Raw genomic sequence first — 24,882 nt, forward strand, 5'->3', positions numbered from 1 at the left:
GCAGCTCCTACAGGGTGTACGACAAACCAATGTAGGAGCTGCCGAAGGCTGCGATCTTTTGATCTTTAGAGTTTCAACAGCCCAATTGCCTTGTTAAGTTCCCCGGCCAACGTCGCCAACTCATTGCTCGTCGTCGCCGAATCCACCGTTTGCTGCACAGTGTTCTCGGTCACATCGCGAATGCTCACCACCGCTCGATTCATCTCCTCGGCGACCTGACTTTGCTGTTCCGCTGCAACGGCGATCTGCGTGTTGCTCTCGCGCATCTGCGCCACCGCGCCGGTGATTTCCGCCAACGCTTCGCCAGCCTCCTGCGCCTGCTGTACGCAATCGTCAGCCTTGTACGAACTCTCCTGCATGAAATCCACCGCATCGCGCGTGCCGGCCTGCAACGCTGAAACCATGGTGGTGATCTCATCGGTGGAGGTTTGCACGCGTTTGGCGAGGTTGCGCACTTCATCGGCGACCACCGCAAAGCCACGGCCCATCTCTCCGGCGCGGGCGGCTTCAATGGCGGCGTTCAAGGCGAGCAGGTTGGTCTGTTCGGCGATGCTGTGAATCACGCTGACCACGCCGTTGATCTTCTGACTGTCCTCGGCCAGCCGCTGGATCATCTCGGCGGTCTGCTGCACGCCGCTGGAGAGCCCGGCGATCGAATGCTGCACGCGGCTGACCACTTGCTGACCGCTGCCGGCGAGGGTGTCGGCGGTTTGCGAGAGATCACGGGTGGCGCCGGCGTGTTGGGCGATGTGATAAACCGTGGCGGTCATTTCGTTGATCGCGGTGGCCGCCTGATCGGTTTCGCTTTGCTGACCGAGCATCCCCTGACGCACCTCGTTCATGCTCGACGCCAGCCGCGCCGCGCCGACATCCAGTTGCCGAGCGGTGTTGGCGACCGTGGTCACCACGCGTTGGTAACCGGCCTGCATCGCGTTGAACGCGTTGGCCATCTGCCCGACTTCGTCTTTGCCAGCCAGCGGCACGCGCGCGGAGAGGTCGCCGCTTTTCTCGACATGCAGCATCACGTCTTTCAACGTGTTGAGTTGGCTGAGCAGGAAACGGATCAGCAGTTGTGAGGCGCCGAGCATCGCCAGCATCAGGATAAACACCGCCACCGCGTAGTTGGCGAAGCGCTCGCTGAACACTTGGCTCAGGCTCGGACCATAGGCGATCACAGCGACCTTTTGGCCATCGGCACGGCTGAACACTTCAGCACCCATCAGCGGGTTTTCGCCAAACAGGGGCAGGTGATTGATCTCGATCCAGCCCGTGCTGTCGGTGATTTCCAACAGCGGCTGATCATTGAGGCGCGGCGCTTCACCGCGTTTGAAGGTCAGCACTTGATCGGTTTTGGGCAGCGCTTGTCCACTTGGCCAGGCCTTGAGCAATTGCGCCTGGGCCTGCGCGGACGCTTGTGAGGCGTGACTGCGCGCCTGTTGCTCGAGTTGTACGGCGTACAACACCAGCAACAGGGTGGTGACGAAGGCGACCGCGTTGACCGCCCAGAATTTGTATTTCAGCGAGATATTGCTAAGCCAGGCACCCATGGAGGTCTTCTCTGATAGCGGAAACAGTTTTGGCAAGGTGCCAGCATTGTGCCGCTACGCAGGAACGGGGATTTGATGTAGGTCAAGAGATTAAAAGATCGCAGCCTGCGGCAGCTCCAACAGAGGTACGCCATCCCAATGCAGGAGCTGCCGCAGGCTGCGATCTTTTACGAATTACACAATGTCGGCAGATTGAAGAATGCGCGAGCGCAAGCCGTCGTGTGCGCTGCCAGATCGTCTTCGCTTTCGCCACGATGCAACGCCACCTCACGCAGCACTTCTGTCAGATACGCTGGCTCGTTACGCCCGTTCTTCGGTTTCGGTCGCAACGTTCGCGGCAGTAGGTACGGCGCATCGCTTTCGAGCATCAAACGTCCGGGTTTGATCTCTTTTACCAGTGGATGCAAGTGCGTGCCCCGACGCTCGTCGCAGATCCAGCCGGTAATGCCGATGTGCAGATCCAGATCGAGGTAGCTGAACAAGGCTTTTTGCTCGCCGGTGAAACAGTGCACCACGGCGGCGGGCAGTTGATCGCGGAAGTCTTTCAAGATTTCCAGCAGGCGCTGACTGGCATCACGTTCGTGCAGAAACACCGGCAGCTGCAATTCAACGGCCATGGCCAAATGTTCTTCGAGGACTTTTTCCTGCTGTGGACGCGGGGAGAAATCGCGGTTGAAGTCCAGCCCGCACTCACCCACGGCGACGACGTTGGTTTCCTTCAACAAACTGCGCAGGCGTCGCGCGCTGTCAGCGTTCCAGTCACTCGCCGAATGCGGATGAATGCCAGCGGTGGCGAACAGTCGCTGGCCACTTTCATCGAGTTGCTGGCACAGCTCCAGAGCCTGTTCGCTGCCCTCGACACTGGTGCCGGTCAGCACCAGTTGGCAGACCCCGGCGGCATAGGCGCGGTCGAGCACGGCCTGGTGTTTGTCGGCGAAACTTGGGTTGGTCAGGTTGACGCCGATATCGATGAGTTGCATGGTTGCTACCTCGGGCCGAAGGCCGGAAAGCATACCAGAGCTGTAGATTCATAAGAAAAGCCAAGAACTACAACGAGTTATAGCTGTCTCTTGATGCCGCGACGCAGCCCGGTTTGGCAAAGATGCCATCACTGTGCCAGTCTCTCGCACGTTGCCAGCGCTCATGGCGCTCTGTTTCCGTCGGTGATGTTGACCGTTCTGCGGTCAAATCGCCCCGTATTCTTTCCGGAGAGTGGATGGTTCGTCCCTCGGTTTTGCTCCTGTTGTGTGGTTCGCTGCTCCTGCCGATGACGGCGGTCGCGCGCCTGCCCGGGCCGCTGCAAGCCGTGCCGGCGGCCAAAGTGCGCGACTTGTCGGAGATTCGCAGCAGTCGTGTATTGCGCGTATTGGTCAACCAGAGCCGCAACAGTTCCGGCGAAGTCCAGGGCCAGGCCATCGGTGTCGAATACCATCGCCTGCGCGCCTTCGAGCAATACCTCAATGGCCACGCCCGCGACGGCCAGGAAGTCACCCTCAAGATCATTCCCAAAGCCAAGGATCAACTGCTCGGCGCGCTGCAGCGTGGCGAAGGTGATCTGGTCGCGCCCGGCGAGTTGCTCGATTTGCCCTCGGGTTATGCGGTGGCCAGTAGCGAACCGATCGCGAGCAACGTGCCGCTGGTGCTGGTCGGCATCAAAGGCGAGCGACGCTACACCAAGGTCGAACAACTCTCCGGCAAGACCTTAGCGTTGCCAACTGGCAGCGCGGCGGGGGAGGCGGTCAGTCAGCTCAACCAGAAACTCGCCTTGCACAAACTGGCGCCGATCAAGATCGAATGGGTCGATCCGACATTGGCCGTCGAAGACGTCCTGGAAATGGTTCAGGGCGGGATTTTTCACCTGACCATCGTTGAGCAACCGATTGCCGAACGCTGGGGCAAGATCCTGCCGAAATTGCGCTTTGACCGTCAGCTGATGATCAGCGAACCGGGCGAGGAATACTGGTTTGTGCGCCGCGATGCGTCGATGCTGCGCGCCAGCATTGATCGCTTCCTCGGTGGTTATAAGAAGCCGTCGAACGAAGACGCAGCATTTCTTCGCATCTATCGGCGCCTCTACCAAGTCCACTATCCATTGGCCAAGTCCGACCGCCAGCGCCTGGAAAAACTTCGTCCGACCCTGCAAAAGCACGCGGATGCACAGAACATGGACTGGCTGAATCTGGCAGCGCTGGCGTTCAAGGAATCCGCGCTGCAACCCAATGCGCGCAGTGGCAGCGGGCCGACCGGGCTGATGCAGATCACCCCGTCAGCCGCGCAACGGGTGGGCGTCAACAATATTCAGAATCTTGATGCAAATGTGCAGGCCGGGGCCAAGTACCTGGCGATGATTCGCCGCAAGTTTTTCAGCAGCCCCAAGCTCAACGAGCGTGAACGTATGGCTTTCACGCTGGCGGCCTACAACATCGGCCCCGAACGCGTGCAGGGCATGCGCGCGGAAGCCCGGCGCCGGGGGCTGAATCCTGACCAGTGGTTCTTCCAGGTCGAGCGTATCGCCATGGAGCAGGTGGGAATGGGGCCCGTCAGCTATGTTAATAGCGTGAACAAGTATTACTTGGCGTTCGACCGGGAGCGGGAGTCGTTGGAGCCCGGTGGGCAGAAAGTTGTCTCACGCAAATGATCAACTAAACTGATTGTTATGGCGGAATATTTGCGCTTTTAACATTTGTTTTACTGATTAATATAGCGGCCAACCAACACACACAACTTCTCGCAAAAACAAGGAATGCCCCATGAGCTCTCTGATCAACAAAGTACTGTTCACTCGCGCTGGCTACGGTCTGACCCTCCTGCGCATCGCTGTCGGCGTGATCTTCGCGGCTCACGGTTCGCAAAAACTTTTCGGCCTGTTCGGTGGTTATGGACTGGCGGGCACTGCGCAGTACATGGACAGCATCGGCCTGCACCCGGGCTACCTGATGGCCACACTGGCCGGCGGTACCGAGTTCTTTGCTGGTCTGGCCTTGATCATCGGCCTGCTGGTGCGCCCGGCGGCGTTGGGCCTGACCTTCCTGTCGCTGGTGGCGATCTTCACCGTACACATCAGTAACGGTTTGTTTATGGCCAACAACGGTTACGAGTTCGCCCTGGCCCTGCTCGGCGGCAGCCTCGCGGTACTGATCGAAGGCGCCGGCAAGCTCTCGGTGGATCGCGCCATCGCCGGTTGAAGGCTCTGGCTCAAGCAAAAGGCCCGCATTGTGCGGGCCTTTTTTGTTGCGGCTGATTCTTGACACTGATCGGTCACGTTCTCTAGGATGTTGCCCATGCGCCGATTTAAACAGCTACTTGCGGGGCGCCAGGTGACTTGAACAGTTGCCGTCAGAAGCCGGAACAGGGCTTCGAAATACCGCTAAAGCGCTGGTTCGGTGTTGCCTCTCACCTGCCATGCAGACTTTTGAGGCAGAGACACGACACGATGAATGCACTACGCCCTCAAGCACGTCCCGCGCCGATCACGGCACATATCACCCAGCGCAACCCGAAAATTCTCCTTGGCGGCAAACATCAGCCGACGCTGTTGCGTTATCTCGATGGTTGGCCACGCCGCAGCGGCGGTCCTGCCGCATTCCTGATCCAGTTTGTCGAAGACGGCGAGTCGCTTGCACGTTTTGCCAGTGACAGTTTCGACCTGGCGGTGATTCAGTCGCCTAGCGCTGAAGATGCGCCGGAAATGATCAAGCAACTGACCCGCGTTGCCCGGCAGGGTTTGATCGCCCGCCGCTGATACGGATTACGGATAGTCGATGGCGACGATGTAGACGAACTGCTCGCCAGTCGGCGTCTGCACTCCCACTTCAGCGTCCAGCGCCTTGCCGATCAAGGCGCGGGCCAGTGGCGAGTCGATGCTGATCAGGCCTAGTTTCAGGTCCAGTTCGTCCGGGCCGACAATGCGGTAGCGCGATTGCTTGCCATCTTCGTCTTCGATGGTCACCCAGGCACCGAAATAGACCTTGTTCGGATCGCTGGGTTTTTCGCTGACAACCTTCAGTGCTTCCAGACGCTTGGTCAGGAAGCGTACGCGGCTGTCGATCTCGCGCAGCATCTTTTTGCCGTAGGTGTACTCGGCGTTTTCCGAGCGGTCACCTTGCGCCGCCGCCTCGCTGACCGACTGCGTCACCTGCGGGCGACGCACATGCCACAGCTCATGGAATTCGGCGCGCATCCGCGCTTCACCCTCGGGGGTGATCAGCGCGGTGCCAGCGGTGCGGGGAGGGCGATAACGGCTCATGGCAACTTCTTGTGATTAAGACGGCTTGAGTCTATCAACCCTCGCGCAACACTGTCAGTGGGCTCGCATTCAGCGCCCGCCGTGTACCAAATACGCCGGCCCCGCCAATCAGCACCGCACCAATCAATGGCAGTACCAGCAGCCACGGATGCGGATGCCACGGCAGGTCAAAGGCGTAGCGATACAGCACCAGACTCACCACTTCCGAACCGATTGCCGCGAGCAGACCGCTGACCGCGCCGAGCAAACCGAACTCAATGCGGCGGGCCTTGATCAGCAACCGTCGTTCCGCACCCAGTGCGCGCAGCAATGCACCTTGGCGAATGCGCTCATCCAGCGTTGCTTGCAGGCCTGAGAACAGCACCGCCATCCCCGCCGCCAAAACAAACAACAACACATATTCCACGGCCAGGGTGACTTGGGCGAGGATGCTGCGCAGCTGTTCCAATAGCGCCTCGACCTGCAGGATGGTCACCGCCGGGAAGGCGCGCGACAGCTCGACAATCTGCTGATCATGACCCGGTGCCAGATAAAAGCTGGTCAGGTAGGTCGCCGGCAGATCCTTCAATGTGCCTGGCTGGAAGATCATGAAGAAGTTCGGCTGGAAGTTGTCCCAGTTGATCTCGCGCAGGCTGGTGACCTTCGCTTCACGATTGACCCCGCCGACGTTGAACACCATGTGATCGCCGAGTTTGAGCTTGAGGCTCTCGGCGACTTTGCCTTCCACCGAGACACCCGGCACATCGTCGGTCGGTTGATCCTTCCACCATTCACCGGCGGTGAGCTTGTTGCCCGCCGGCAAGTCCGCCGCCCAGGTCAGGCTCAAATCACGCTGAATCGCTCGATCACCGGCCGAATCCTTGCTGACGATTTGTTGCACCGGATCGCCGTTGATGCTGATTAGCCGTCCCGGCACGACTGGATAGAGCGGCGCGGCTTGTGCAGAGACATTGACCAGATGATCGGCAAAGGCCTGTTTGTCTGCCGGCAGGATGTTCAGGGCGAAGTAGTTCGGCGCGTTTTTCGGCAACTGGTTTTGCCAGGTGTCGAGCAGTTCACCGCGCAGCAAAGCGATCAGGGCCATCGACAGCAGAATCAAACCGAATGCCAGCGATTGCCCTGCCGCCGCCAATGGATGACGCAGCAGTTGGCCCAGACCCAGGCGCCACGGCAGCGAAGCGCGAGCGAGCATTCGCCGCAAACTTTGCAGCAACAACAACAGCAAACCGCCCAAGACCAACGCAGCCACCACGCCGCCGCCGAGCAGGGCGAAGGTCAGCAGCAGGTCCAGGCTCAGGCGCCACATGATCAGGCCAAGCGCGCCCAGCGCCGCGCCGTACACCATCCAGGTGCTCGACGGGATGGGCAGCATGTCGCGACGCAAAACGCGCAGCGGCGGCACTCGTCCCAGTGCAGCGAGGGGCGGCAAGGCAAACCCGGCCAATGCCACCAGCCCGGTGCCGATCCCGGCAATGGCAGGAAACAGTCCGCCCGGCGGAACATCGCTCGGCAACAGATCATGCAGCAGCGCGAACAACCCCAGTTGCGCCAGCCAACCGAGCAACGCGCCGCTGAGCGCGGCGATCAGTCCGAGGACGGTCAATTGAATGCTGAACAGCAGCATGGTTTCCCGGCGCGACAAACCGAGGCAACGCAACAGCGCACTGGCGTCGAAACGCCGGCTGGCGAAACGGTTCGCTGACAACGCCACGGCTACACCGGCCAGCAACACCGCGACCAGACTGGCCATGTTCAGATAACGCTCGGCCTTGCCCAGTGCACCGCCAATTTGCCGATTGCCATCGCGGGCGTCCTGAATGCGCTGGTTGGCCGCGAGGCCGGGTTTGATCAGTTGCCGATAGGTTTCCAGTGCCTGCGGTTCGCCGCGCCACAACTCGCGATAACTCACCCGGCTGCCGGGTTGCACCACGCCGGTGGCGGCGAGGTCGTCGAGGTTGATCATGACTCTCGGCGTGAGGCTATAAAAGTTGCCAGCGCGATCGGGTTCGTAAGTCAGTACGCGGGTCAGCTTCAGCGTCTTCATGCCGACATCGATGCTGTCGCCGATCTTCAGGTCCAGCGCTGTCAGCAGGCGCGCTTCGACCCAGGCTTCGCCCGGTTGCGGTTCACCGCCAATATCTTCGGTTGCGAAGGGTGCCGGAGCACTTTTCAGTTCGCCACGCAAAGGATACGCGCGGTCGACAGCCTTGATGCTCGACAGCTGAATGCCGTTGTCGGTGGCGATAACACTGGAGAATTCCACCACTTGCGCATGGCTCAGGCGTAATTCGGTGCCGCTCTTGATTTGTTCCTCGCGCGCCGGCGAACTGCCTTCGAGCACCAGATCGGCACCGAGAAATTCGGTGGCGCGCAGGGTCATGGCGCCGTTGAGGCGAGCGCCGAAATAACCGATGGCGGTACTCGCTGCCACTGCCACGACCAAGGCGAAAAACAATACGCGCAATTCACCGGCGCGGGCGTCGCGCAACAGTTGGCGAATGGCGAGACTGAACAGACGCAACAGCGGCAGACGTGCCATCAAGGCTCCAGAGGGGCGACCAACAGCCCGGCTTCAAGACGGATCAGGCGCCGGCAGCGATGGGCCAGGCGTTCGTCGTGGGTCACCAGCACCAGGGTGGTGCCGCGTTCCTTGTTCAATTCGAAGAGCAGGTCGCTGATGCGCTCGCCAGTGTGGCTGTCGAGGTTGCCGGTGGGTTCATCGGCGAACAGCACGTCTGGCTCAGCAGCGAAGGCGCGGGCAATCGCCACACGCTGTTGCTCGCCGCCGGAGAGCTGGCGCGGCGAGTGCGTGAGGCGCTGACCGAGGCCAACGCGTTGGAGCAATTCGGTCGCTCGCTCACGCGCATCTTTGCGGCCGTCGAGTTCCAGCGGCAGCATGACGTTTTCCAGCGCATTGAGGCTGTCGAGCAACTGAAACGATTGAAAGACGAAGCCGACATGCTCGGCGCGAATGCGTGCGCGCTGGTCTTCATCAAGATTGCTCAGGCCTTGCCCGGCGAGGGTGACCTCGCCGCTGCTTGGCAGGTCGAGGCCGGCGAGCAGGCCGAGGAGGGTGGATTTGCCGGAACCGGACGCGCCAACGATGGCCAGGCTGTCGCCCTTGTTCAGTTCCAGGCTGAGTTCGTGCAGGATAGTCAGTTCACCTTCCGCGCTGGGAACCACTTTGCTGAGGTTCTTCGCGGTGAGAATGCTTGCGCCCATGGAGAATCCGATGCGAGTGTGGTTTTTGAGTGCTGGCCTGGCCTTGATGTGCATGGCCCAGAACGCAGCGGCGGGTACTGTCCTGATCGTTGGCGATAGTATCAGCGCCGGTTTCGGACTGGATACCCGCTTGGGGTGGGTGTCGTTGCTCGAACAACGGCTCAAACAGGAGGGTTTCGACGACAAAGTGGTCAATGCCTCCATCAGCGGCGATACCAGTGCCGGAGGCCAGGCGCGCCTGCCGGCGCTGCTTGCAGAGCATAAGCCGGAGCTGGTGATCCTCGAACTCGGGGGTAACGATGGCCTGCGCGGAATGCCGCCAACGCAATTGCAACAAAATCTTGCCTCGATGATCGACAGCTCCCGCCAAAGCGGTGCCAAGGTGTTGTTGCTCGGCATGCAACTGCCGCCTAACTACGGCAAGCGCTACACCGATGCTTTCGCCGAGGTCTACGGCAAACTCGCGGACGACAAAAAGATCCCTCTGGTCCCGTTTTTCCTCGAAGGCGTCGGTGGTCATCCGGACCTGATGCAGGCCGATGGTCTACACCCGGCAGCCGGGGCTCAGGGCAAGTTGCTGGAAAATGTCTGGCCGACGCTAAAACCGCTGTTATGAGGCTTTTCTACTGGCAGGCTTTCGGCTAATGTGGCGCCCCCTTATTTGGAGCCCCCGATGTCGCGTTCTGCCTGGTCCCTGTTTGCCTACCAACTGATCGAGCCTGACGAGCAGCTGGATCTGTTCGCCTGCCAGGAAGTGCGGGTGCATCTGGTGACGCGTCAGCTGGAACTCGGTGGCTCGGCTGATCGCACGCTGTGCGGCAGCCTGCTGCCGGCGCAACCGCGCTGGTCGAGTGTGGATCGCCGGGTGTTCCAGGATCAGCGTTTGTGTTCGCTGTGCCGGGCGATTCTGGAGTCGCAGAAGCGTGGCACCTCGCCGATCTGGCCTGAGCTGCGTTTCGAGCTTTAAGATCAAAAGATCGCAGCCTGCGGCGGCTCCTACAAGTGCACGCGTTTCCTTGTAGGGTCTGCCGCAGGCTGCGATCTTTTCAAGGCCTGACGCGGTCCATCGGCCTGTCTCCCCGAATATTCAAAGTGCGGTGTACAATCGCGCTCTTATACCCTTGATGATCATGCGAAGGATTTTCCGGATGTTGCCGCGCTTTCCCGCCGTCACCCGCTGCCTGTCACTTGCCGCCCTGTGTGTGGCCGGTCCCGTTGCTGCATTGGAGTTCCCCCTGCCACCGCCCGGTGAAGACATCATCGGCCAGGTCCAGGTGATCAAAGCCAAGTACGAAGATACCTTCGCGGATCTGGGCACCACCTACGATCTGGGTTATTCGGAAATGGTCGCGGCCAACCCGGGCGTCGACGCCTGGTTGCCGGGTGCAGGCACCGAAATCGTCCTGCCGACGCGTTTCATCCTGCCGCCGGGCCCGCGTGAAGGCATCGTCATCAACCTGGCTGAATACCGCCTTTACTACTACCCGAAAGGCAAGAACACGGTGTACACCTTCCCGCTGGGTATCGGCCGTGAAGGTTGGGGTTCGCCGATCGCGCACACCACGATCACCGCGAAGACGCCGAATCCGACCTGGACGCCTCCTGCCTCGATCAAGGCTGAACACGCCGCCGACGGCGATCCGCTGCCAAACGTGGTGCCGGCCGGTCCTGACAACCCGCTGGGGCCGTTCAAGTTCACGCTGGGCACGCCGGGCTACCTGATTCACGGCTCGAACAAGAAGTTCGGCATCGGCATGCGCACCAGCCACGGCTGCTTCCGCATGTTCAACAACAACGTGCTGGAAATGGCTGGAATGGTGCCGGTCGGGACGTCAGTGCGCATTCTCAACGACGCATACAAGTTCGGTCGCAGCAACGGCAAGGTCTATCTGGAAGCGCACACGCCGATCGACGACAAGGGCAACCCGTCCGTGGTCGACAAACACACGGCGGTGATCAACGCCATGCTCAAGCGTGAAGACATCACCAACAACCTGCGCATGAACTGGGATGTGGTGCGTGATGTGGTCGCAGCCGAAGATGGTCTGCCTACCGAAATCGGCACGCCGAGTGCAGCGGCGCCGATGGTATCGAGCACGCCGGTCGAGTTGCAGTAACCGGTCTGCCAAAACCCGCCGATGCTTTAAGCGTCGGCGGGTTTTTTATTGCCCGGACAAAAGCATCAGGCACAAAAAAGCCGACCCAAAAAATGGGTCGGCTTGATAACAATCCCGAAGGACTATTACTTGCGGCTAGCTTTTTCCAGCATGCGCAGAGCACGCTCGTTAGCTTCGTCAGCAGTCTGTTGTGCTTTTTGAGCAGCAGCCAGAGCTTCATCAGCTTTACGGTAAGCTTCGTCTGCACGAGCCTGGGAGCGAGCAGCTGCGTCTTCAGTAGCGGTCAGACGTGCTTCGGTTTCTTTCGATGCGCTGCTGCAACCGGTAGCCAGAACTGCGGCCAGAGCCAGAGCAGAGAATTTCAGAACGTTGTTCATCGTGTTCCCCTTCAAGGACTTTCAAATTAAGTGGCTGTCTCCTCACGATTGAGGAAATAGCCGGCGTACATACTACCCATTACTTGTAGTAAGTAAACTGACGTAGCGCAAGAAGCAAAAAAAATTGTAGGCGCTGATTCTTTTTCGAGCAACTTTTAACTGCGTTGTATAAAAAATATCCAGCTGCAAGCCCCGCGCAGAGCGAGTTAATGAGAAAAAGTTCCCGCTTTCATGTGTTGTTTTCGCAGTTTTGTCTAAAGTCTTTCTAGATGAATTCGTCCACACTTTTGTTCCGATTTTGCGTGCTGCTTCGCTTATCTTTGTCCATGTTGAGGTGACTTTAAAAAAGGTTGCACGTCTTAAGTCTCAACATCCGGCGATGTTCAGGTGAGCAACCCGGGAAGATCTTTTCCCCTGCCACCTCTGCGTCCATCGGAGCAACCCCCGTCAACCGTCTTGATGACGAGCGCACCTTGAGCATTTTCGCCATTGGTGCCTACTATTTATCAGGTGCTCGGTTGCGCGAGATCGGTGTGGCTCTTCTCGGTGTCCATCAGGCACGGGGTGGCGTAGATGTTCCTTCGCCGGAAAAACATCGGTAAGGTAGGGGTCAGAATCCAAGACCCGCGAGGAGTAGTGATGAGCGAGGCGTTGTCCATCCACCATGACCAGGCTGGTCATCAGTTCGAGACCACTGTGGACGGTCATCGTGCCTATCTGACCTATATGGATCTGGGGAAACAGACCCTGGATATCTATCGCACATTTGTGCCCAACGCCCTGCGTGGCCGCGGCATTGCCGCTGCGCTGACCGAAAGCGCGCTGCAATACGCCGAGGAAATGGGCTACACGGTGATCCCGTCGTGTTCCTACGTCGAGCGCTACATGGAACGTCACCAGCGCCGCGCCGCCAAGATCTGAATCGCACACACAAAAACGCCGGGCAATGCCCGGCGTTTTTTTATGCCTGCGAAACGTTGATCAGCTGCGCTGACGTTTCGGCAACACGTCCTTGAGCTTGGCGTGCATGCTGCGCAGGGTGTTCTCGGTGGCAGACCAGTCGATGCACGCATCGGTGATCGACACGCCATATTGCAGGTCGGCAAGGTCTTTCGGAATCGCCTGGCAGCCCCAGTTCAGGTGACTTTCGACCATCAGGCCGATAATCGATTGGTTGCCTTCGAGGATCTGGTTGGCAACGTTTTCCATCACCAGCGGTTGCAGGGCCGGATCCTTGTTGGAGTTGGCGTGGCTGCAGTCGACCATGATGTTCGGCTTGATCTTGGCCTTGTCCAGCGCCTGTTCGCACAGGGCAACGCTGACCGAATCGTAGTTCGGCTTGCCATTGCCACCGCGCAGCACCACGTGACCGTAAGCGTTGCCTTTGGTGGTGACGATGGACACGCCACCTTCCTGGTTGATACCGAGGAAGCGGTGCGGGCTGGAGACCGACTGCAGGGCGTTGATCGCCACGGTCAGGCCGCCGTCGGTGCCGTTCTTGAAGCCGACCGCCGAGGACAGGCCAGAGGCCATTTCACGGTGAGTCTGCGATTCGGTGGTGCGCGCGCCGATGGCCGACCAGCTGATCAGATCCTGCAGATACTGCGGGGAGATCGGATCGAGGGCTTCGGTGGCGGTCGGCAAGCCTTTTTCGGCCAGATCCAGCAGCAACTGGCGACCGATATGCAAGCCGTCCTGAATCTTGAACGAGTCGTCCAGATATGGATCGTTGATCAGGCCTTTCCAGCCGACGGTGGTGCGCGGCTTTTCGAAATACACACGCATGACCAGATACAGGGTGTCGGAGACTTCCTCCGCCAGCACCTTGAGGCGATCGGCGTATTCGTGGGCAGCCTTGATGTCGTGGATCGAGCACGGGCCGATCACTACGAACAGACGGTGGTCGGTGCCATCAAGAATGTTGCGAATGACTTCGCGGCCCTTGGTAACGGTGCGCAGGGCAGCGTCGCTCAGAGGGATATCACGCTTGAGCTGATCGGGAGTGATCAGGGTCTCGTTAGAGGCGACGTTTAGGTCGTTGATCGGTAAATCAGCCATCGTTTACTCGTCAGGTCACGGGTGCCGGCCGCCAGCGATCCCCGCGCGGCGGAGCACAGCAGATTTAAGCGCGTCGGGGAGCGGAACCTTAGCGCGTTAAGCGCCTGGTAGACAATGGGCAAAAGGTGCTTTAGTCCAGCGCTGGCTGCGCAAAAGCCTTGTGTACGCTGTCGTGGGAGAACTCGTCGGCGTGTTGCTCGACCCATTGCAGGGCCAGCGCCTGAATATCGTGCAAATCATCGTGGGCGTCATTCATGCGGCAGAAGCGCTCGATCTGACACACCTGCTCACCCATTCGCGCGCTGAACAGCGTCTGCTCATCGGTAAAGGCAATGCCCACCAGGTAGCCTTTTTTGCGCCGCAGGCACCACGCTACATAGCCCGGATAACAGATGTCGGCATTCAGTGTCGGCATGCGCACTTGCAACGCCGTGCCGTGGCGCCAGGCACGGTGGTAATTGCAAGCGATGCCGCCGAGGCTGATAGTGTGCAGCTGTCGCCTGGAAATACACTCGGGCTTGAGTAACGTCAGTTCAACCGGCACTTCGTCCGGATGAGGAATGAAACGTCCCATGAGCACAGACTCCCTGTGTCAGCCATTTGACATTGTTTCCCCCAGTATAGTGGTCGAATCCGAACTGACCGATTTCGACGCTGACCAACGGCTATTGGCGATGAGCGGCGTTTCGCTGGTGATTTTCACCAGCGTCGGCTGCGCCAGTTGCCGCTATGCCCGCGAAGTATTGCCGGGGATGGTATTGGCGGTTGATCACCTTTGCTGGATAGATGCCGGTGACAACGGCGGGCTGGTCGAGCGTTATCAGGTCTTTCATTTGCCGGCGTTGTTTGTGGTGCGCGACGGCGAGTTCTTTGGGGCATTGCACACACGCCTGACTGCCGATGCACTCAACGAGGCATTGGCGCAGGCTCTGGGTCGAATTGCAGAGGAGTTGCCATGATGGGGGCAGTGAATAAACCGGGCTTTGATAAGCCGAAAGTGGGGATTATCGGCACCGGTGCAATTGGTGGTTTCTACGGGGTGATGCTGGCGCGCGCCGGTTTCGATGTGCACTTTCTGTTGCGCAGCGAGTTCTCGGCGGTGGCCGAGCGCGGTTTGCAGGTCAACAGCGCGGTGCATGGCCCGCTGACGTTGAATCCGGTGCAGGCCTATTCTTCGGCTGAAGACATGCCCAAGTGCGACTGGCTGTTGGTCGGGGCGAAAACCACCAGCAATGCCGGTCTGGCGCCTTCTATCATTCAAGCGGCCAAACCCGATGCGAAAGTGCTGGTGCTGCAAAACGGCCTCGATGTCGAAGACGACTTGCGTGAGCTGTTGCCCGACTCCCTGCATCTGCTCGGCGGCTTGTGCCTGATTTGCGTGCATCGCGAAGGGCCGGGGCAAGTCACCCATCAAGCCTTGGGCGCGGTGAACGTCGGTTATCACAGTGGCCCGGCCGTCGATGATGTTGCCCGTATGGCAATTGTCGAAGAGGGCTCAGGCCTGTTCCGCGCCGCCGGTCTTGATTCCCAGGCAATGCCCAATCTGCAACAGGCGCGCTGGCAGAAACTGGTGTGGAATATTCCCTACAACGGCTTGTCGGTGCTGCTCGGCGCCGGCACCACACCGCTGATGGCCGATGCCGACAGCCGCGCATCGATTCAGGCATTGATGGCTGAAGTGGTGCAGGGTGCCAAGGCGTGTGGGCATGACATGCCACCGGGTTACGCCGGATTTCTGTTGAGCATGACGGAAAAAATGCCCGACTATTGGCCGAGCATGTACCACGATTTTTTACACAAGCGACCGCTGGAACTTGAGGCAATTTACGCCCGGCCACTGGCGGCGGCGAAAGCGGCAGGCTATGAGCTGCCGCGCATCGAAGCGCTGTACCGCAATTTGCGTTTTATCGACCGACGCAACGTTTAGGTCGGTTTTTTTGTAGGCGGGGGAAGGCATGGCCAAGAACATCGATGACAAACTGGTGCTGGCGATTTCGTCGCGTGCGCTGTTCGACCTGAGCGAGAGCCACAAGGTCTATCTGTCGAGCGGCGTCGAAGCGTATCGGCAATATCAGATCGAGCACGAAGACGAAATTCTCGCACCCGGCGATGCGTTCCCGCTGGTGGAAAAACTTCTGGCACTCAACAGTCGCCTCGGCCGTGCGCGGGTCGAGGTGATTCTGGTCTCGCGCAACAGCGCCGATACCGGGCTGCGCGTATTCAACTCGATTCACCATTACGGGCTGGCGATTTCCCGGGCGGCGTTTGTCGGCGGGCGCAGTCCGTATCCGTATTTGAAAGCCTTCGGCTGCGACTTGTTTCTGTCGACTCATGCCGAGGATGTGCGCGCGGCACTGGACGCCGGTTTCGCCGCTGCGACAATTCTGTCCGGTGGCGCCAGTCGCGCGGCCAGCGACGAGTTGCGTATCGCCTTCGATGGCGACGCAGTGATCTTTTCCGACGAGTCGGAGCGCGTCTATCAGTCCGGTGGGCTGGAAGCGTTTCAGGCCAAAGAGCGCGAAGCGGCCCGCGAACCTCTGCGCGGCGGCCCATTCAAAGGCTTTCTGGCGGCGCTCAATTTGCTCCAGCGCGAATTTCCCGACGACGATTGCCCGATCCGCACGGCGCTGGTCACCGCGCGCTCGGCACCGGCCCATGAGCGGGTGATCCGCACGTTGCGCGAATGGGATATCCGTCTCGACGAGTCTTTGTTTCTCGGTGGCCTGACCAAATCGGCCTTTCTCGAAGCGTTCGCTGCCGACGTGTTTTTCGATGATCAGGCCGGCCATTGCGAACTCGCCCGCGAAGTGGTTGCCACTGGCCATGTACCCCACGGCATCAGCAACGAACCAGCGGTCTAAAGCCCAAACGGTTCAAGACGTTGCGCCACACGTCGTAGTCGTCAAGGCACTGCTAAGCTGAATCAAATCTCCGCCATGTTGGCTTGCGAGGAGGTCATATGATTCGTTCGATGCTGTATGCCACTGACCTCGGTCTGTACGCACCGTTAGTGATGCAGCATGCCCTGGCATTGGCGCGGACGTTCAATGCCGATTTGTATGTGGTGCACGCGGTTGAGCCGATGGGGCTTTTTGCCGAATCGGTGCTGCAGAGCTATCTCGATGAACAGGCATTGAACGAATTTCACAGCCAGGGTCTTAAAACGGTCATCGCCAACATCGAGCAGCGAGTACTGGACAGTTTTCGCGAAGAGCTGGGGGAGGAGGGCGAGCAGGATCTGCAACGCATTCGCGCAGTTCGCGTTGTGCAGGGCGATCCGTCGCAGGTGATTCTCGACCAGGTGCAGAAGCTCTCGGTGGATTTGCTGATCGTAGGAAGCCACAGCCACGGGGTGGGCGCGGAGACGCCGTTGGGGCGCACGGCGGCTCGGGTCCTGCAGTTGGCCAAGGTGCCGGTTTATCTGGTGCCGTTGGTGGAGCGTCGGCGGCGGGAGGATCGCTGAAGCGGGAATAATGGCACTTTGATAAAAAAGTTCTAGATTTATTCTTCAAACCATTAATATAGTTATATACCGTCGCTGATGCCCGTGGCGTCTACCTGCTTTGAGGGATTCATATGAAGCTTCAACAATTGCGCTACATCTGGGAAGTGGCGCACCACGACCTCAACGTTTCCGCTACAGCCCAAAGCCTTTACACCTCGCAACCGGGCATCAGTAAACAGATCCGCCTGCTGGAAGACGAACTCGGCGTTGAAGTGTTTGCCCGCAGTGGCAAGCACCTGACACGCGTCACCCCGGCCGGCGAGCGCATCATCACCACTGCTGGTGAGATTCTGCGCAAGGTAGAAAGCATCAAGCAGATCGCTCAGGAATTCTCCAACGAGAAGAAGGGCACCTTGTCGATTGCCACCACGCACACTCAGGCACGTTATGCGTTGCCACCGGTGATCAGCAATTTCATCAAGCAATACCCTGATGTTGCGCTGCACATGCACCAGGGTTCGCCGATGCAGATCGCCGAAATGGCCGCTGACGGCACCGTCGATTTTGCCATTGCCACCGAAGCGCTCGAGCTGTTCGGCGATCTGGTGATGATGCCGTGCTACCGCTGGAACCGTTGCGTGGTCGTGCCGCAGGGCCACCCGCTGACCAAGCTGCCGAAGCTGACCCTCGAAGCCTTGGCCGAATACCCGATCGTGACTTACGTGTTCGGTTTCACCGGTCGTTCGAAACTCGACGAAGCCTTCAGCCATCGTGGCCTGACGCCAAAAGTGGTGTTCACCGCTGCCGACGCCGACGTAATCAAAACCTACGTGCGTCTGGGGCTGGGCGTGGGCATCGTCGCCAAAATGGCGGTCGACACCAAACTCGATAACGACCTGGTGGTGCTGGATGCCAGCGAGCTGTTCGAATCGAGCATCACCAAGATCGGTTTCCGTCGCGGCACCTTCCTGCGTGGTTTCATGTGCGACTTCATCGAGAAGTTCGCCCCGCACCTGACTCGCGAAGTGATGGCCAAAGCCATCCAGTGCCACAACAAGCAGGAACTGGAAGAACTGTTCGACGGTGTCGAACTGCCGGTTCACTGATCCGTTGTCTCAGAGCACCTCGGTGACACCAAACTGTTGCCGGGTGCCCGCCACCAGAATCTCCACCTCATCGCCCTCGAACTTGCCCAGCAGGCTTTTGCCCAGCGGCGAGCGCGGGGTGATGACGGTAATCGGCTGACCCACCACGTCGACTTTCAGACCTGCCGCGTCCGGCGCCAGAAACAGCCATTGCTCGCGACCCTTTTCGTCCTCCAGACCGAGCAGGGCGCCGATCTCGATCCCACGATTTTCATCGTAGGCGCGCAGCGTCAGGTTCTGACACAGCGCCAGTGACCGACGAATTTCCTCAACCCGTTTCGCCTGACCCGCCGCCAGATACGACGCCTCAAGCCCCAGCGTGTCGTACTTGTTTTCGGCGATGTTTTCTTCGTGGGTCGCGGTTTCGTAGGCGGTCTGTGCGGCGCGTTCGGCAATATCGAGGTCGATGCGCAGCTTGTCGAGAATCAGTTGGTGAACCGTGTGCTTGTTCATGATCAATCGCAGAATTGCAAAACGTTGGCACGGCTTTTTTCGCTGGGAGCGTTCTGATCCTGTTGCAACCAGAACTGACACTTGGGGTTCGACTGATTGCGAATGCTGCTGCGGGCCTGATCCATGCGTTGCTGTTGCTCATTGCGGCGCAGGTTTTCTTCGTACTGATCGAACAGCGGACTCTGCGGCGGAATCTCCGGCTGGACCTGAACCTGGGGCGCTGGCGGGTTGGCCAATTGCTGCACGGCTTGAGCAACCGGTGCCCATTGTTCAGTAAACACAAAGCGCGAAAGCAGCCAGCAGGTCAGCGCAATGGCGAGAAAACCCAGCCATATGCCCAAGGCTATGCTGCCGGTCAAATGCAGCGCGCTAAGCTGAACAGGCAAAGGGCGACGCGGGTTGGGGCGATAGGGCATGGCGGCCTCCTGGCGGATGATTGCGGGCGAGTGGCGATTGTCGCACGAAGATTAATCGCCGTCGGCTCTTCTGCGCGAGGTGATTTATGCGGACAATCGGTGCTTTTGCCAACGGGAGATTTGCATGCCGGTACTGAACACCCGCTGGGATATTTTTTGCACTGTCGTCGACAACTACGGCGACATTGGCGTGACCTGGCGCCTGGCCCGGCAATTGGTAGCCGAGCATGGACTGGATGTGCGCTTGTGGGTCGATGACTTGCGAGCCTTCGAACGGATCTGCCCCGAGATCGACATTGGTGCCGCGCAGCAATCCCGGCAGGGCGTCGACGTACGGCACTGGCCCGTTGAGTGGCCGCACACAGAGGCGGCGGATGTGGTGATCGCCGCATTCGCCTGTCAGTTGCCAAGTGATTACATGGACGCCATGGCGGCGCGGGAAAAACCGCCCCTGTGGATGAACCTCGACTACCTCAGCGCCGAAGACTGGGTCGTCGGTTGCCATGGTTTGCCGTCGGTCAAATACAAATCGGTGCAGAAGTTCTTCTTCTTTCCGGGCTTTCAACCGGGCACTGGCGGGCTGCTGCGTGAGCGAGGACTGCTCGAGCAGCGTCGGCAGTTTCAACAGGATGGCGAGGCGCAGCGACAATTCCTGCAAGGTCTGGGGATTGATCGCGCAGCGGATGCGCAGCTGATTTCACTCTTCGCCTATGAGAACGCCGGGCTGGCCAGTTGGCTGGACGTATTGTCGGCGGACACCAAGCCGACTCACTTGTTGGTACCGGAAGGGCGGATTCTCGGTGACGTGGCGCGCTGGCTCGGGGTGGAAACCCTGACAGTCGGAGCCATTCATGTCCGTCAGGCACTGACCGTACAAGTGCTGCCGTTCGTCCGACAGGATCAATACGATCAGTTGCTGTGGTGCTGCGATTTCAATGCGGTGCGCGGCGAAGATTCGTTTGTTCGCGCGCAATGGGCGGGGCGGCCGATGCTCTGGCACATCTATCAACAGGACGAAGACATCCATCTGGACAAGCTCGACGCCTTCCTCGCGCTCTATACGAAAAGGCTTTCGCCGGCGGCTGCCGAGGCGATGAACGGTCTGTGGCGTGCGTGGAGTGCCGGTCAACCGATCGGTGAACACTGGCTCGCGGCCCGTAATCATTGGCCAGAACTGCAGGAAAATGCCGAAGCATGGTGTCTGGAACAAGGCTTGCAGGCCGATCTTGCCGGAGCGCTGGTACAGTTTTACCTAAATTGGATATGATACGCGGCCTAGATTTTTGTAAATCCCATCCAAATTCGGATATTCGCAATGAAAACTGGTAAAGAACTCAAACCCGGTACCGTGATCCGTATCGACAACGATCCTTGGCTGGTTCAGAAAGCTGAATTCACCAAGTCGGGCCGTAACAGCGCGATCATGAAGACCAAGCTGAAGAACCTGCTGACCGGTTACAAGACCGAAACCGTTTACGGTGCGGACGACAAACTGGACGACGTGATCCTGGATCGCAAAGAAGCCACCCTGTCTTTCATCAGCGGTGACTCCTACACGTTCATGGACACCACCGACTACACCATGTACGAGCTGAACGCTGAAGACATCGAAGCTGTTCTGCCATTCGTGGAAGAAGGCATGACCGACGTTTGCGAAGCCGTATTCTTCGAAGAGCGTCTGGTTTCCGTAGAACTGCCAACCACCATCGTGCGTGTAGTTGACTACACCGAAGGTTCGGCTCGCGGCGACACTTCCGGCAAAGTCATGAAGCCAGCCAAGCTGGCCAACGGTACTGAGCTGCAGGTTGCTGACTTCATCGAAATCGGTGACAAGATCGAGATCGACACCCGCGAAGGCGGTTCCTACAAAGGCCGTGCCAAATAAGCACTGCTTTTTGCGGAAAGAAAAAGCCCGACCATTGAGTCGGGCTTTTTTGTGCCTGCGATTTGCGTATGGCTTCAAACGGTAACGTGCAGACGTACATCAACATTGCCACGGGTGGCGTTGGAGTACGGGCAAACCTGGTGAGCGGCGTCGACCAGCGATTGCGCGTCGGCTTGTTCCAGGCCAGGCAGGCTGATGTGCAGATCGATGTCCAGACCAAAGCCGCCAGGGATTTGACCAATGCCGACGTGGGCGGTGATCGAGGCATTGTCGGGGATTTTGCGTTGAGTCTGGCTGGCAACGAATTTCAGCGCGCCGATGAAGCAGGCCGAGTAACCGGCTGCGAACAGCTGCTCAGGGTTGGTCGCCGCGCCGCCAGCGCCACCGAGTTCTTTCGGGGTGGCGAGTTTGACGTCGAGGATGTTGTCGCTGGAGATCGCACGACCATCACGGCCGCCGGTGGAAGTGGCGATTGCAGTGTAGAGAGTTTGCATGGTGTGAGCCTCGTAGGGTGTGATGTGTTGCGCTAATTGTTTGCGCGCTAAGTAAGTGCGAAATGAATGTATCGCATGAATATTTTGCGCGCAATATAAATTTTAAAGAATAATTCGCGTTGATTGGCGAAGATTCGCTTAAACACTTGTAGGAGCTGCGGCACGCTGCGATCTTTTGATCTTAAAAACCAAGGTCCAAAGATCGCAGCGTGCTGCAGCTCCTACAGGGGGAGAGGGTGCAGTCAGGTGAGGGTTTGTTGGAGGTTACTGCGCAGTGCTTGTAGTTCTGTCTGCAGGTTTTGCAGGCGTTCGATGGAGAAACCGCTGGCGCCGAGAATGCATTGCGGAACGGTTTGGGCTCTCTCTTTGAGCTCACGCCCCTTGGCAGTCAGTTCGACGATGACGACCCGCTCATCGTCCCGGCTACGCGTACGGCTCAATAAGCCTTCACCTTCCAGCCGTTTAAGCAGCGGCGTCAGCGACCCCGGATCGGTGAGCAATTTTGTGCTGATTTCTCCCACCGTCAAACCATCCTTCTCCCACAACACCATCATCGCCAGATATTGCGGGTAGGTCAGGCCCAGCGCTTGCAGCAGTGGTTTGTAGACTTTGGTCATCATCAGCGAGGTGGAGTGCAGGGCGAAGCAGGCCTGGTTATCCAGTAGCAGGTCGTCGCAGGTGTCGCGTTCGGAAGTCATGTCAAAGCCTTGATCGGTGATGGTCATGAATCTAGCGCCCGAATCTTTAATGCGCCAGATAATTCTCCGGCACTAGTGGCGACCCAAGTCCCGCTGCAGCGCCAGATCCCACGGCGGCACAGGGCTGAAGCGCGTCTTGAGATATTCCAGCAACAGGCGGCTACGTGAGTTGGTCTGCTGCTCCATTCGCAGGGCGTAAATGCCAGTGGACTCGGGTTTCGGCAGGCCGTTTTCGCAAAACAACGGCAGCAGTTCCCCGCGCAGCAAATATTCGCTGGCCAGCCAGGTCGGTAGATGCGCGATCCCCAATCCGGCCAAAGCACCGCAGACCAGCGCCTCGGCGTTGTTGGCGCTCATGCGAATCCGTGCCGGACGGTGCAATTGCAACTGTCCGTCCAGTTCGAATCGCCAGGCGAAGGGCGGGGCGAGGCCTTCCCAGTCCAGGCCGTCATGCTCATTCAACTGCGCAGGATGACTCGGGATGCCTCGCCGCTTGAGATAATCGGGGCTGGCGCATGCGATGCGCACCATACTTGCCAATGGTGTGGCGACCAATCGCGTATCGGCCATTTGCCCGGCACGCAGAACCAGATCGACTTTGCCCAGGTTTGAACCGGCCATATCGACGAAGCTGTCGATCAAGTGCAGTTGCACGTCGAGCCCGGGATATAAGACCAGAAAGTCGGCAATCACCGGCGCCAGATGTCGCCGCCCAAACGCCGCTGGCGCATCAATGCGAATCAAGCCCTCGGGTGCGCTGCTCAGGGACACCGCTTCGGCGCGAGCCAGTTGCAACTCGGCAACGATTCGCCGTGCGCGGTCGGCAAATGCCAGACCGGCAGGAGTGGCGCGAACGGCGTGAGTCGTGCGGATGAATAACTGGCTGCCGACGGCGCTTTCCAGGTTGTCGATTCGTCGCGCCACTGCCGAGGGTGTCAGCGGATGGCGGCGCGAAGCGGCGGAAAAACTGCCGCTTTCCAGCACATCGAGAAACAGTCCGAGCTGGTCGGTGAGTTGATTGGGATTCATGAACGCAATGCCTGTGCGAAATCAGCACAGCCATTGTGCGTTGCTATGCGTTTCCCCGCCAGCCGCGACTGCGTAGGATGAATAGTCTGACGTGAGAGGAATTTGGCTGTGATGGAGTTTTTGCTGTACCTGCTGTTCGGCGCTGCCCTCGGCACACTCGGCGGCATCTTCGGTATCGGCGGTGGACTGATCGCCATTCCACTGCTCGGCGTGTGGTTCGGGCTGGATCAACAGATCGCTCAGGGCACGGCGCTGGTCATGGTCGTGCCCAACGTGATGTTGGCGTTGTGGCGCTACCACCAACGCAACCGCATTGAGTTGCGTCACGCATTGCCATTGGCGCTGATGGGATTCTGCTTTGCCTGGATCGGCTCGATCTGGGCCGTCGGCATCGACGCGCAAACCATGCGTATCGGCTTCGTCGCTTTCCTCGTGGTGCTGTCGGTCTACAACCTGTTGAAGATGTTTGGCCGGCAACCCGCCGCGACGTCGGAGATGCGCTATTCGTGGCCATGGCTCGGTGTGCTCGGCGCGGCGTCCGGCACCATGGGCGGGCTGTTCGGTGTCGGCGGGGCGGTGGTCGCAACGCCGGTGTTGACCAGCCTGTTCGGCACCACGCAGGTGGTCGCTCAGGGCTTGTCGCTGGCGCTGGCCTTGCCGAGCACCGGGGTGACGCTGGTGACGTATGCGGTGCATCACGAAGTGGACTGGATGATCGGCCTGCCGCTGGCCATCGGGGGTCTGGCCAGCATCAGTTGGGGCGTGAAAGTCGCCCACGCCATGCCGGAAAAAATCCTGCGCGGGCTGTTCTGCGGTTTTCTGGTGCTGTGTGCGGTGATGCTCGCGTTTAAAGTTTAAAACCTTCGACGATGTGCTCGGCCAGGCACTCGGTGATCGGCGACGGATGATTGAGGTTGCGCACCAGCATGATGCTGGCTTCCGGCAGCAACGGCAGGTCTTGGTCGGCGCCGAGAATGCGCATGTCCGGGGTGATCAGGCTTTCCAGTTGCGCGGTGATCGCCAGACCCGCGCTGACCACGGCCATCAGCGCCGACAAACTGGTGCTGTTATAGGCGATGCGGTAATCGCGGCCCATCGCGTCCAGCGCATTGCACGCCCACAATCGGCAGAAACAATCACTGTTGAACATCGCCAGCGGCAGCGGCGTTTGTTCATGGGCGCTGAAATTCTGCGCCTCGGCCCAGACGAAACGCTCCTTGCGCAGCAGTTGGCCGATCTCGTTGCCCGGTTCGCGGGTGACGATCGACAAGTCCAGATCGGTGCGCTGCAACAGTTGTTTGGTCGACTCGCAATGCACCTCGATCTGGATCAGCGGATAGAACTGCGCAAACCGCGACAGGATTCCCGGCAGAAAACGCATCACGTAGTCATCCGGCGTACCGATGCGCACGGTGCCGACCATGTGCGGCTCGCGCAGCGTGTTGAACACTTCGCTGTGCAGCTTGAGGATGCGTCGGGCGTAACCGAGCAGCACCTGGCCCTCAGCTGTGAGGCGCACCTGACGTCCATCACGCTCGAACAACTGGCGCTGCAACACGTCCTCTTCCAGACGCTTCATCTGCATGCTCACCGCTGATTGCGTGCGGTTGACCATTTCGCCGGCGCGGGTGAAACCGCCCTGATCGGCAATCGCCACGAAGGTGCGCAGGACATCGGTATCGATACTGGGGTAGGCGGACAATTGATGAATCTCCGTGATGCATGCCATCAGAAACATTCGTTGGATTGA

General features: G+C 59.2%; 29 protein-coding genes. 15 read left to right on the forward strand and 14 right to left on the reverse strand.

The annotated features are described in order from the left end of the window. Positions 1-65: 65 nt before the first annotated feature. A complete protein-coding gene (locus EJA71_RS19785; RefSeq protein WP_158959288.1) occupies positions 66-1,547 on the reverse strand; it encodes a methyl-accepting chemotaxis protein in 1,482 nt (493 codons plus the stop codon). Between the two features lie 167 nt (positions 1,548-1,714). Then, positions 1,715-2,527, reverse strand: coding sequence for a TatD family hydrolase (locus tag EJA71_RS19790; RefSeq protein ID WP_158959289.1), 813 nt, complete (start codon positions 2,525-2,527; stop codon positions 1,715-1,717). Positions 2,528-2,763: 236 nt separating this feature from the next. On the opposite strand from EJA71_RS19790, the gene EJA71_RS19795 reads away from it, so the two are divergent. The 3 genes from EJA71_RS19795 (at position 2,764) to EJA71_RS19805 (ending at position 5,289) form a co-directional block, all read left to right on the forward strand. After that, complete coding sequence (locus tag EJA71_RS19795; protein ID WP_158959290.1) at positions 2,764-4,185, forward strand: transglycosylase SLT domain-containing protein; 1,422 nt, start codon at positions 2,764-2,766, stop codon at positions 4,183-4,185. A 112-nt stretch (positions 4,186-4,297) separates the two neighbouring features. Beyond that, positions 4,298-4,732 carry a DoxX family protein gene (locus EJA71_RS19800; RefSeq protein ID WP_158959291.1) on the forward strand — a complete coding sequence of 145 codons (435 nt, stop codon included), beginning with the start codon at positions 4,298-4,300 and terminating at the stop codon, positions 4,730-4,732. A 248-nt stretch (positions 4,733-4,980) separates the two neighbouring features. Next, entirely contained in the window at positions 4,981-5,289 is a 309-nt protein-coding gene (locus EJA71_RS19805; RefSeq protein WP_158959292.1) for a class I SAM-dependent methyltransferase, read from the forward strand. Between the two features lie 6 nt (positions 5,290-5,295). Here the strand turns inward: EJA71_RS19805 and greB are convergent, their stop codons facing one another. Genes greB through EJA71_RS19820 form a run of 3 tightly spaced genes read right to left on the reverse strand, consistent with a single transcriptional unit; the run spans position 5,296 to position 9,015 of the window. Beyond that, positions 5,296-5,793, reverse strand: coding sequence for a transcription elongation factor GreB (gene greB, locus EJA71_RS19810; protein WP_158959293.1), 498 nt, complete (start codon positions 5,791-5,793; stop codon positions 5,296-5,298). A gap of 34 nt (positions 5,794-5,827) precedes the next feature. Continuing rightward, a complete protein-coding gene (locus EJA71_RS19815) occupies positions 5,828-8,332 on the reverse strand; it encodes an ABC transporter permease (RefSeq protein WP_158959294.1) in 2,505 nt (834 codons plus the stop codon). Further along, positions 8,332-9,015 (reverse strand): ABC transporter ATP-binding protein, encoded by a 684-nt coding sequence (locus EJA71_RS19820; protein WP_007939984.1) that lies wholly within the window; start codon positions 9,013-9,015, stop codon positions 8,332-8,334. Before EJA71_RS19820 ends, EJA71_RS19815 begins: the two co-directional genes overlap by 1 nt. Positions 9,016-9,025: 10 nt before the next feature. Between EJA71_RS19820 and EJA71_RS19825 the strand changes: the two genes are divergently transcribed. The 3 genes from EJA71_RS19825 (at position 9,026) to EJA71_RS19835 (ending at position 11,132) form a co-directional block, all read left to right on the forward strand. Continuing rightward, entirely contained in the window at positions 9,026-9,631 is a 606-nt protein-coding gene (locus EJA71_RS19825; protein ID WP_163005002.1) for an arylesterase, read from the forward strand. A 57-nt stretch (positions 9,632-9,688) separates the two neighbouring features. Continuing rightward, positions 9,689-9,982 carry a hypothetical protein gene (locus tag EJA71_RS19830; RefSeq protein WP_007908575.1) on the forward strand — a complete coding sequence of 98 codons (294 nt, stop codon included), beginning with the start codon at positions 9,689-9,691 and terminating at the stop codon, positions 9,980-9,982. A gap of 181 nt (positions 9,983-10,163) precedes the next feature. Continuing rightward, complete coding sequence (locus EJA71_RS19835) at positions 10,164-11,132, forward strand: L,D-transpeptidase family protein (RefSeq protein ID WP_158959295.1); 969 nt, start codon at positions 10,164-10,166, stop codon at positions 11,130-11,132. 125 nt (positions 11,133-11,257) lie between these two features. Here the strand turns inward: EJA71_RS19835 and oprI are convergent, their stop codons facing one another. Then, complete coding sequence (gene oprI / locus EJA71_RS19840; protein WP_003183784.1) at positions 11,258-11,509, reverse strand: outer membrane lipoprotei OprI; 252 nt, start codon at positions 11,507-11,509, stop codon at positions 11,258-11,260. Between the two features lie 639 nt (positions 11,510-12,148). Here oprI and EJA71_RS19845 point away from each other — a divergent pair. Further along, on the forward strand, positions 12,149-12,430 hold the full coding sequence (locus EJA71_RS19845) for a GNAT family N-acetyltransferase (RefSeq protein WP_158959296.1): 282 nt from the start codon (positions 12,149-12,151) through the stop codon (positions 12,428-12,430). Between the two features lie 60 nt (positions 12,431-12,490). Here EJA71_RS19845 and EJA71_RS19850 read toward each other — a convergent pair whose 3' ends face one another. Together EJA71_RS19850 and EJA71_RS19855 are read right to left on the reverse strand one after the other, a co-directional pair. Further along, positions 12,491-13,567 (reverse strand): 3-deoxy-7-phosphoheptulonate synthase, encoded by a 1,077-nt coding sequence (locus EJA71_RS19850; RefSeq protein ID WP_102900377.1) that lies wholly within the window; start codon positions 13,565-13,567, stop codon positions 12,491-12,493. A gap of 130 nt (positions 13,568-13,697) precedes the next feature. Further along, on the reverse strand, positions 13,698-14,141 hold the full coding sequence (locus tag EJA71_RS19855) for a PilZ domain-containing protein (protein ID WP_158959297.1): 444 nt from the start codon (positions 14,139-14,141) through the stop codon (positions 13,698-13,700). On the opposite strand from EJA71_RS19855, the gene EJA71_RS19860 reads away from it, so the two are divergent. The 5 genes from EJA71_RS19860 (at position 14,140) to cysB (ending at position 18,118) form a co-directional block, all read left to right on the forward strand. Then, positions 14,140-14,526: a co-chaperone YbbN gene (locus tag EJA71_RS19860; protein ID WP_158959298.1), complete on the forward strand. Its 387-nt coding sequence runs from the start codon at positions 14,140-14,142 to the stop codon at positions 14,524-14,526. The two genes, EJA71_RS19855 and EJA71_RS19860, sit on opposite strands and share 2 nt — an antisense overlap. Beyond that, entirely contained in the window at positions 14,523-15,494 is a 972-nt protein-coding gene (locus EJA71_RS19865) for a putative 2-dehydropantoate 2-reductase (RefSeq protein ID WP_178113725.1), read from the forward strand. Before EJA71_RS19860 ends, EJA71_RS19865 begins: the two co-directional genes overlap by 4 nt. A 28-nt stretch (positions 15,495-15,522) precedes the next feature. Next, the gene (locus EJA71_RS19870; RefSeq protein WP_158959300.1) at positions 15,523-16,428 is read left to right on the forward strand and encodes a 5'-nucleotidase; all 906 of its coding nucleotides are present in this window, start codon (positions 15,523-15,525) and stop codon (positions 16,426-16,428) included. 98 nt (positions 16,429-16,526) lie between these two features. Then, entirely contained in the window at positions 16,527-17,030 is a 504-nt protein-coding gene (locus EJA71_RS19875; protein ID WP_158959301.1) for a universal stress protein, read from the forward strand. Positions 17,031-17,143: 113 nt separating this feature from the next. Continuing rightward, positions 17,144-18,118: an HTH-type transcriptional regulator CysB gene (gene cysB, locus EJA71_RS19880; RefSeq protein WP_007908591.1), complete on the forward strand. Its 975-nt coding sequence runs from the start codon at positions 17,144-17,146 to the stop codon at positions 18,116-18,118. A 9-nt stretch (positions 18,119-18,127) separates the two neighbouring features. Here the strand turns inward: cysB and EJA71_RS19885 are convergent, their stop codons facing one another. Both EJA71_RS19885 and EJA71_RS19890 read right to left on the reverse strand, forming a co-directional pair. Further along, complete coding sequence (locus EJA71_RS19885) at positions 18,128-18,610, reverse strand: GreA/GreB family elongation factor (RefSeq protein WP_158959302.1); 483 nt, start codon at positions 18,608-18,610, stop codon at positions 18,128-18,130. Between the two features lie 2 nt (positions 18,611-18,612). After that, on the reverse strand, positions 18,613-19,026 hold the full coding sequence (locus tag EJA71_RS19890; RefSeq protein ID WP_158959303.1) for a hypothetical protein: 414 nt from the start codon (positions 19,024-19,026) through the stop codon (positions 18,613-18,615). Between the two features lie 124 nt (positions 19,027-19,150). On the opposite strand from EJA71_RS19890, the gene earP reads away from it, so the two are divergent. Further along, complete coding sequence (earP, locus tag EJA71_RS19895) at positions 19,151-20,293, forward strand: elongation factor P maturation arginine rhamnosyltransferase EarP (protein WP_158959304.1); 1,143 nt, start codon at positions 19,151-19,153, stop codon at positions 20,291-20,293. 48 nt (positions 20,294-20,341) lie between these two features. Continuing rightward, positions 20,342-20,911 (forward strand): elongation factor P, encoded by a 570-nt coding sequence (locus EJA71_RS19900; RefSeq protein WP_158959305.1) that lies wholly within the window; start codon positions 20,342-20,344, stop codon positions 20,909-20,911. Between the two features lie 74 nt (positions 20,912-20,985). On the opposite strand, the gene EJA71_RS19905 is transcribed toward EJA71_RS19900, so the two are convergent. The 3 genes from EJA71_RS19905 to EJA71_RS19915 form a co-directional block, all read right to left on the reverse strand. Beyond that, positions 20,986-21,405, reverse strand: coding sequence for an organic hydroperoxide resistance protein (locus EJA71_RS19905; protein WP_008079954.1), 420 nt, complete (start codon positions 21,403-21,405; stop codon positions 20,986-20,988). A gap of 242 nt (positions 21,406-21,647) precedes the next feature. Beyond that, positions 21,648-22,103, reverse strand: coding sequence for a MarR family winged helix-turn-helix transcriptional regulator (locus EJA71_RS19910; RefSeq protein WP_178113727.1), 456 nt, complete (start codon positions 22,101-22,103; stop codon positions 21,648-21,650). Between the two features lie 72 nt (positions 22,104-22,175). Then, the gene (locus EJA71_RS19915) at positions 22,176-23,132 is read right to left on the reverse strand and encodes a LysR family transcriptional regulator (protein WP_158959307.1); all 957 of its coding nucleotides are present in this window, start codon (positions 23,130-23,132) and stop codon (positions 22,176-22,178) included. A 108-nt stretch (positions 23,133-23,240) separates the two neighbouring features. Between EJA71_RS19915 and EJA71_RS19920 the strand changes: the two genes are divergently transcribed. Next, the gene (locus EJA71_RS19920; RefSeq protein ID WP_178113726.1) at positions 23,241-23,990 is read left to right on the forward strand and encodes a sulfite exporter TauE/SafE family protein; all 750 of its coding nucleotides are present in this window, start codon (positions 23,241-23,243) and stop codon (positions 23,988-23,990) included. On the opposite strand, the gene EJA71_RS19925 is transcribed toward EJA71_RS19920, so the two are convergent. After that, positions 23,980-24,834 carry a LysR substrate-binding domain-containing protein gene (locus tag EJA71_RS19925; RefSeq protein WP_178113728.1) on the reverse strand — a complete coding sequence of 285 codons (855 nt, stop codon included), beginning with the start codon at positions 24,832-24,834 and terminating at the stop codon, positions 23,980-23,982. The genes EJA71_RS19920 and EJA71_RS19925 overlap by 11 nt on opposite strands. Between the last annotated feature and the right edge of the window lie 48 nt (positions 24,835-24,882).

Origin of the sequence: Pseudomonas sp. PB106, from assembly GCF_009764645.1 — a bacterium.
In the GTDB taxonomy this organism is placed as follows: Bacteria; Pseudomonadota; Gammaproteobacteria; order Pseudomonadales; family Pseudomonadaceae; genus Aquipseudomonas.